Below are 7,376 nucleotides of genomic sequence, written 5' to 3'. Positions count from 1 at the left end.
AGAACGTCAAACGCTCCCCGACTCGCTGGCGCACGCCCGACAGCTATGGTCATAGAGTGAAATCCTCTGGCATTACTAAAATTGCAAGCCCTCTATTCCGATCGATATCGTTCTAGAGAGTGAATGGATTCATATGTCTATACATAATAGGAGAAATCAGAATTTTTACAAACCTACATGTAAAGTCTCAGCAATCGTAAGCCCCACTTTTAATAGCTAAAACTACTTGACAAGTGAGCACGTTATGCCGTTGAACTGGCTGACTAACGACTTAAACCGAACCGCGATCGCTGCAATTCAGCCATATCCGATAGGCAATTATACGTGTTACGTACCTTAAAGTGAGCGAACGAGTCGAATCAAGACGCATTGACTCGAACGAATTGTAGAAATTCGATACAAGTTTAAATAAAGATTAATAATGACCTCATTTCCAGACCGTTTTATGGTCTTAAATTTCTAACAGTCTTGGAGCAAAGGCCGCTGCCGACATCCGTTAAAATGGAGGTCTTGGAAATGAAGATCTTAAGAAATAAAGATCTGCTGAGTCGTTATTGCTCAATAAGATTGCATACACCATGACTGCACAAACCACTGCTTCTGAAACAAGTGTTCTGCGTCAACGAGTAATCGGATCTCGCCGATTCAGTAACTATTGGTGGGCGGTGATTGTTTCTGTTGGAGCGTTAGGCTTTTTATTTGCTAGCATTTCAAGCTATCTCCACGTAAATCTGCTCCCGTTTTCTGATCCGACCCAACTGGTATTTATCCCCCAGGGAATTGCTATGGGCTTCTATGGGCTAGTCGGAACCCTTTTTAGCCTGTACTTGTGGCTGACCATTCTTTGGGATGTCGGTGGTGGCTATAACGAATTTGACAAAGCCAAAGGGCAGGCGAGCATTTTTCGCTGGGGTTTTCCTGGTAAGAACCGTAAGATTGAGCTGATTTACAAACTGGACGATGTACAAGCCGTCAAAGTGGATTTGAGGGAAGGTCTCAATCCCAAACGCACCCTTTCCTTACGGGTTAAAGGAAAGCGGGATGTACCGCTGACTCGTGTGGGGCAACCCCTATCTTTGTCTCAGTTGGAGAACGAAGGCGCAGAACTGGCTCGCTTTTTGAGTGTGCCGCTCGAAGGGCTTTAGGAAAAGGCTAAAGCTGAAGGCTAAGTGCTAGTCTTACTCTCGTGTCATAATGATTCGTTTTGGTTCAGATGGTGAATGGCTATGGTTAGGACTTTGCGACAATGGTTAGCGTTGGTAGTCGTGACGAGTGCTATCGTGTTGGGAGGATGTTTGCCCCAATCAGGTGAACAATCGTCTGCTGCCAATCCGTCACCGACGCAAACGGCATCTTCTCCCGTTGTGCAGGCAAGTAGCAGCCCACAAGCCTCTGACATTCCCCGGCTGGAAGGAAAGGCAACGGTGGCGATCGTCGTGAAAGGTGGCACGATTACCGCCGAATTGGATGGCACCAATGCGCCTGTCACTGCCGGAAATTTTGTAGATTTGGTGCAGCGTGGCGTCTACAACGGGTTGGTGTTCCACCGTGTCGTCCGCGAACCGCAGCCGTTTGTCGTGCAGGGTGGTGATCCACAGAGCAAAAACCCAAATTTTCCGCCAGAACAGTTGGGCACAGGTAGCTTTGTCAATCCGGCAACGGGACAGCCCCGCTACGTTCCTCTCGAAATTACACCTGTAGGCGCGAAAAGCCCTGTTTACCACCAGACTTTTGAAATGGCTGGGGTTTCAGCAAAGCCAAAGCTAACCCACAAGCGAGGTGCGCTGGCAATGGCACGATCGCAACCACCCGATTCCGCTTCATCACAGTTCTACATCACGCTGGCTGACGTAAATTTTCTGGATGGTAACTACGCGGTATTCGGCTATGTCACTCAGGGCATGGAAACGGTGGATAAAATTCAGCAGGGCGATCGCATTGAGTCGGCAAAGGTAGTGAAAGGTTTGGAGAATTTGAAGAAAGGCTAAAGGATGAAGGAAAGAAGGAAAGGATAGAGGCTCAAGTATCAAAGATAAAAGCAGTGGACAATGATTTAGCCTTTAGCCTTCATACTTCAGCCTTTCTGAATCTTTAGCCTTTCCACTTATGGATGTGGTCGTTACTGGAATCGGTCTAGTTTCAGCCCTGGGATCGCTGAGTCAAACCTGGAAGCGCTTACTGGCAGGTGAATCAGGGATACGTCAAGGTAAGCCGTTTGCAGCGTTGAGTGCATGTCCACTGGCACTCATTGATGAACAGCCATCTTCCCTAGCGCCCTTAACTCAGCAAGTCGTTGCAGCAGCACTTGAGGACGCTGGACTAAGGCCACCTCTACCGGATTGTGCGGTTGTTGTGGGGTCTAGTCGGAGTAATCAAGCAGAGTGGGAACGGTTAGCAAGCGCAAGGTTCTGTGAGCAGGCAAGAGGATGGGAGAAGCCACACCCCACACCCCACACCCTACACCCTACACCCTCCTCAAATTGGTTAGAGACGCTGCCCCATGCTGCCGCGATCGCCACTGCTCGTTATACCCAAACAAAGGCAACCGTGCAGGCACCGATGGCAGCCTGTGCAACTGGGTTATGGTCGATCGCCCAGGGTTTTGAGTTGGTTCGGACTGGACAGTATGAACGGGTACTGGTTGGTGCAATCGAAACTCCTATCACACCACTGACGCTAATCGGCTTCACTCAAATGGGTGCGCTAGCCAAAACAGGAGTCTACCCGTTCGATCGCTACCGCGAAGGGCTAGTCTTAGCGGAAGGCGGCGCAATCCTGGTATTGGAAGCATGCTACCTGGCAGCACAGCGGGGCGCAAAGGTCTATGGTCGCTTCTTGGGGACGGGGCTGACAGCCGATGCCTATCATGTCAGCGCACCAGCACCAGAAAGTCGAGCCGCGATCGCCGCTGTCAGACAGTGCTTACAGCGTTCAGGCTTGGATGCGGCTGAGGTTGATTACATTCACGCTCATGGGACGGCAACCGCCCTCAACGATCGCAACGAAGCGCATCTCATTCAAACGCTTTTTCCGCATAAAGTGCCTGTGAGTTCTACCAAAGGAGCGACTGGTCACGCGCTTGGGGCTTCGGGCGCGATCGGTGCGGCCTTCTGCCTCATGGCCTTAAAGCATCAACGGTTACCGCCCTGTGTTGGGCTAAGCCAGCCAGAATTTGCGCTCAATTTTGTGACACAACCGCTGCCCAGCAAGATTGACACAACGCTCTGTCTTAGCTTTGGGTTTGGTGGACAGAATGCGGCGATCGCGTTTGGGGTAGCTTAGAGGGCAGAGAGCATAAGGCAAAGGGTAGAAGCCGGGAGTCGGGTAGAAGAGAACGCGATACACTCAGACTATTGACTATGAAGCTGGTTTGCCATGACGCTGACTACCCAGATTCTTTCCCAAATGCCCGGAACCCCGCTGGATGAGCTGCGACGAGTGGATGCCCTTTGGCAGTCGCTGAGAGAGGGCACACAGCCAGTACCCACTGTCGTTCAAGAAAGGCGGGATGCGATCGACCTTGCATGGGATGTGGTCATTTGCGGTGGAACGCTGGGCATTTTGCTGGGGGCAGCTTTGGCACAACGGGGCTGGCGTGTAGCCTTGCTGGAACGTGGGGTGCTGCGGGGGCGTGATCAGGAGTGGAATATTTCGCGCCAAGAGTTGCAGGTATTCGTCGAACTGGCGCTGTTAAGTGAAGCGGAGTTAGCACAGACAATCGCCACCTCGTTCAACCCATCGCGTATTGCCTTTCGAGGTAGTCCGCCTGTGCAGGTTAGGGATGTGTTGAACATTGGCGTTGATCCAGTAGTACTGCTAGAAACGCTGAAGCAAAAATTCTTGACGCATGGCGGTCAGTTGTTTGAAAACACTCCCGTTGATGGGGCGATCGTTCACGCCAACGGGGTCACAGTTACAGCCGGGCAACACACCCTTAAAACGCGCCTCATGCTGGATGCGATGGGGCATTTTTCGCCGATCGTGCAGCAAGCGCGGCAGGGTAAGAAACCAGATGCGGTGTGTCTCGTCGTCGGCACCTGTGCGGAAGGCTTTTCTCACAATACCTCTGGCGATTTGATCGCTACCATTACCCCGATTCAAAAGCAGTGTCAGTATTTTTGGGAAGCCTTCCCTGCACGCGATGGACGCACCACCTATCTGTTTACCTACCTGGACGCGCATCCCGATCGACCCAGTTTGGAGACACTTTTTGACGACTACTTTCGCCTCCTACCCGACTATCAGCAGGTGTCCTTAGAGCAGCTTCAGTTTAAACGAGCGCTGTTTGGCTTCTTTCCCTGCTATCGTCAAAGCCCCCTCAAACCCAGGTGGGACTATATTCTACCCATCGGCGACAGTAGTGGTAGCCAGTCTCCCCTCAGTTTTGGCGGGTTTGGTGCCATGATCCGCCATCTATCAAGACTCACCAGTGGCATTCATGCAGCTCTGGAAAGCGATACCCTGAAGCGGGACGCTTTGTCGCGACTGCATCCCTACCAGCCCAACCTGTCGGTTACGTGGCTGTTTCAGCGATCGATGAGCGTTGGCATTAACCAGACGATCAACCCTAATCAAATCAACGAACTGCTGGCGATCGTGTTTCAGGCGATGGAAACTCTGGGTGATCCCGTAATCAAGCCTTTTTTGCAAGATGTCGTGCAGTTTTCTGCCCTCTTTCAAACGCTGGCGCAAACAACGCTCACTCAGCCGACGATCGCTCTAAAAATCGTGCCGCAAGTAGGATTGCCAACGCTGATTGACTGGCTGTTTCACTACATTGCCCTCGCCGCCTACGCTGCCCTTTATCCACTCGCACGCTCCTTAGAACCCTGGATGAAAACCCTTCCCCCAGTCCCTCGCTATTACTGCGATCGCTGGCGTGAAGCGCTGAAGTACGGATCGGGTAGGGACTACGGGAAAGATGAAGGATGAAAGTTTTGAGTTGAATTAGCAGTCAGCCTCTAGCCTTTTGCCCTTTATCCTCTCCCTATGCCGTTTCCTCTCGCACGACAGCTATTTCACCGCGAAGTCCAGCAACCAGATGAGCAGATTGATCTGGAACGGGCGGCACTCTACCTGGCGCAAGAAGATTATCCAGCGCTAGACGTGGAGGAATACCTGAAGGTGCTGGACAACATGGCAACAGACGTGGAAGGACGATCGCCCAACGAATCCTATCCATTGAAAAAGATGCAAGCGATTAATCGCTATCTCTACGACGAATTGGAGTTTGTAGGCAACACGACCGATTACTACGATCCGCGCAATAGTTTTCTCAATGAAGTCATTGATCGTCGCACGGGGATTCCCATTACGCTGTCACTGGTCTATCTTTCGATCACACGTCGCATTGGACTCCCGATGGTGGGCATTAATATGCCAGGACATTTCTTGATCCGTCCGGTCATTGAGGATGCCGAAATTTGCGTCGATGCTTTCCATCAAGGCGAAATTCTCTTTCCACAGGATTGCGAAGAACGGTTGGCTCAAGTATATGGACATCCAGTAGCCCTGAACCCCGCCTTTCTGCAACCTGTCACGACCCGCCAATACCTGTCACGCATGCTGACCAATTTAAAGGTCGTTTACATCGATCGAGGCGATTTCCAACATGCACTGGCGGCGATCGATCGGCTCTTGCTCCTTTTTCCCAATGCACCCACTGAACTGCGCGATCGGGGACTGGTTTACTACCGCACCGATCGCCCAACCGAGGCACAGCAAGATTTGACTGCTTACCTCGCCCTTGAACCAGCCGCCCCCGATGCTTCGAGTATCCAAAAACTCTTAAAAGCACTTAGAGAAAAGACTCCCTGAACCGCTATAGCCCACTCCTTAATCCCTCCGCCCTCTCAATTACTGCCCCGGCACCTTTGCCACACCACCTCGACACTGTTGTGACCAATTGGGTGCCCGTACACCTTTTGCCTGAAGGGTTTGTAATCGACTGCGGTAGGAAACCAGTTGCGCCCGGTAGCTGGCTTGGCTTACAGGCGTAGCGGTGATCGCGGTATTCACCAATCGAATGGCTTGCTGCCAATTTTGCGTACAGGTGGCTTGCTGTAAAGCCGTATCCAACGTACCTTGCCCTGGCTGAGGCTGAGCAGGTGAAGCTTGGCTTGTACCTGATGCAGCAGTGGTAGTCGTCCCAGTGCGGGGTGTAGTAGATTGAGGTTGCAGTGGCGCTGCGCTATTTGCAGGCGTACCTGTAGCAGGCTGAGTCGTTGAGGGAGCGGTGCCGCCTCCCTCAATCAATTGAGGAGGATACACAGTAGTGTTGGGGCCAACCTGTGTTCCAGTCACGCCTGAAGAGGACGGTTGGCTGATGGGTGGTGCGACCTGTCTTGTTCCGGTAGAACGACCGTTGACAAACGTTTGCTCAGCTCCCGGAACCTTTGTTGACAACGGCAGACTTGGCCCGATCGCTTGACCATCAGAGGCTTGCCCCGCAGTACCAGATGTCCCAGTCGTTGGTTGAGTTACACCAGACGTTTGGGAGTCTACACCTACAGACTGCCCGCCAACCCCGGACGTTTGTCCTCCAACCCCGGACGTTTGTCCTCCGACACCCGCAGACTGCCCTCCAACACCAGTAGACTGCCCTCCGACCCCTTGAGATTGCGAACTCACGCCAGACGTTTGTGAACCCACGCCCACAGATTGCCCGCCAACTCCCGCAGATTGCCCGCCAACCCCCACAGATTGTCCTCCAACTCCCGCAGATTGCCCGCCAACTCCAGAGGACTGTCCACCCACACCGGGAGTTTGTAGCTCTGTGCCAGGAGTTTGTAGACCGACGCCAGGAGTTTGCAAATTTGTACCGGGTGTCTGCAAATTCGTACCAGGGGTTTGTAAGCCTGCACCAGGCGTTTGTATACCTGCACCAGGCGTCTGCAAATTCGTACCAGGGGTTGAAAAATCCGATGACTGAGTTGTTCCGGTCGCCTGTCCCGTTGTTGTGGCCTGAGCAATCGTGGTAATAGCTTCAACCGTGATCGGCTCTGTTTGGGTGGCTGTCACTGATCGCGCTTGCAGGGCTAATTGGCTGAACCCCTTACCAGGCAGCATAAACGGCACGAAAGCCACCGACAAGAACGCGGTCAGGCGTAGGATAGACATAGGAAACTCCGCTTGTCTGAAACAAATACCAAAGTCATGGTACTAAAGTCATGATTAACGGTCGAGTTTAGAAGTCCCTGGATGTAAAAGCCTCTATAAAAAGAAAGAGTTTGACGATGCAGTCGAAGCCCGATCGCCCATAGGTCGCACCACATCCTCTAAACTAAACGAGGCGATCGACCCACATGCGAACACAAACCACACCGCAGGCAAGTCATCCCTCCCAACATCAATTCAACCCCTGTTAGCCTTCACGT

The 7,376-nt window shown here is 52.3% G+C and carries 6 protein-coding genes; 5 read left to right on the top strand and 1 reads right to left on the bottom strand.

What is annotated here, in order from left to right; translation table 11 throughout:
• Positions 1-578 precede the first annotated feature (578 nt).
• The 5 genes from AC5JLP_RS20675 (at position 579) to AC5JLP_RS20655 (ending at position 5,817) form a co-directional block, all read left to right on the top strand.
• Positions 579-1,145 carry a photosystem I assembly protein Ycf4 gene (locus AC5JLP_RS20675; protein WP_496069835.1) on the top strand — a complete coding sequence of 189 codons (567 nt, stop codon included), beginning with the start codon at positions 579-581 and terminating at the stop codon, positions 1,143-1,145.
• Positions 1,146-1,226: 81 nt separating this feature from the next.
• Positions 1,227-1,988, top strand: coding sequence for a peptidylprolyl isomerase (locus tag AC5JLP_RS20670; RefSeq protein ID WP_496069834.1), 762 nt, complete (start codon positions 1,227-1,229; stop codon positions 1,986-1,988).
• Between the two features lie 118 nt (positions 1,989-2,106).
• Positions 2,107-3,282 (top strand): beta-ketoacyl-ACP synthase, encoded by a 1,176-nt coding sequence (locus AC5JLP_RS20665; RefSeq protein WP_496069833.1) that lies wholly within the window; start codon positions 2,107-2,109, stop codon positions 3,280-3,282.
• Between the two features lie 93 nt (positions 3,283-3,375).
• The gene (locus AC5JLP_RS20660; protein WP_496069832.1) at positions 3,376-4,932 is read left to right on the top strand and encodes an FAD-dependent oxidoreductase; all 1,557 of its coding nucleotides are present in this window, start codon (positions 3,376-3,378) and stop codon (positions 4,930-4,932) included.
• Between the two features lie 57 nt (positions 4,933-4,989).
• Positions 4,990-5,817: a SirB1 family protein gene (locus tag AC5JLP_RS20655; RefSeq protein WP_496069831.1), complete on the top strand. Its 828-nt coding sequence runs from the start codon at positions 4,990-4,992 to the stop codon at positions 5,815-5,817.
• Positions 5,818-5,856: 39 nt separating this feature from the next.
• Here the strand turns inward: AC5JLP_RS20655 and AC5JLP_RS20650 are convergent, their stop codons facing one another.
• The gene (locus AC5JLP_RS20650) at positions 5,857-7,119 is read right to left on the bottom strand and encodes a hypothetical protein (RefSeq protein WP_496069830.1); all 1,263 of its coding nucleotides are present in this window, start codon (positions 7,117-7,119) and stop codon (positions 5,857-5,859) included.
• Positions 7,120-7,376: the final 257 nt, after the last annotated feature.

It is taken from the genome of Stenomitos rutilans (assembly GCF_059505485.1).
The sequence above is the reverse complement of the archived record's forward strand: the minus strand, read 5'-3'. Positions and strand labels throughout refer to the sequence as shown.

What these genes read in the sequence shown, in the direction of transcription:
- AC5JLP_RS20655 (WP_496069831.1), top strand. Translation starts at nt 4,990, where the DNA reads ATGCCGTTTCCTCTCGCACGACAGCTATTTCACCGCGAAGTCCAGCAA.
- AC5JLP_RS20675 (WP_496069835.1), top strand. Translation starts at nt 579, where the DNA reads ATGACTGCACAAACCACTGCTTCTGAAACAAGTGTTCTGCGTCAACGA.
- AC5JLP_RS20650 (WP_496069830.1), bottom strand. Translation starts at nt 7,119, where the DNA reads ATGTCTATCCTACGCCTGACCGCGTTCTTGTCGGTGGCTTTCGTGCCG.
- AC5JLP_RS20660 (WP_496069832.1), top strand. Translation starts at nt 3,376, where the DNA reads ATGACGCTGACTACCCAGATTCTTTCCCAAATGCCCGGAACCCCGCTG.
- AC5JLP_RS20665 (WP_496069833.1), top strand. Translation starts at nt 2,107, where the DNA reads ATGGATGTGGTCGTTACTGGAATCGGTCTAGTTTCAGCCCTGGGATCG.
- AC5JLP_RS20670 (WP_496069834.1), top strand. Translation starts at nt 1,227, where the DNA reads ATGGTTAGGACTTTGCGACAATGGTTAGCGTTGGTAGTCGTGACGAGT.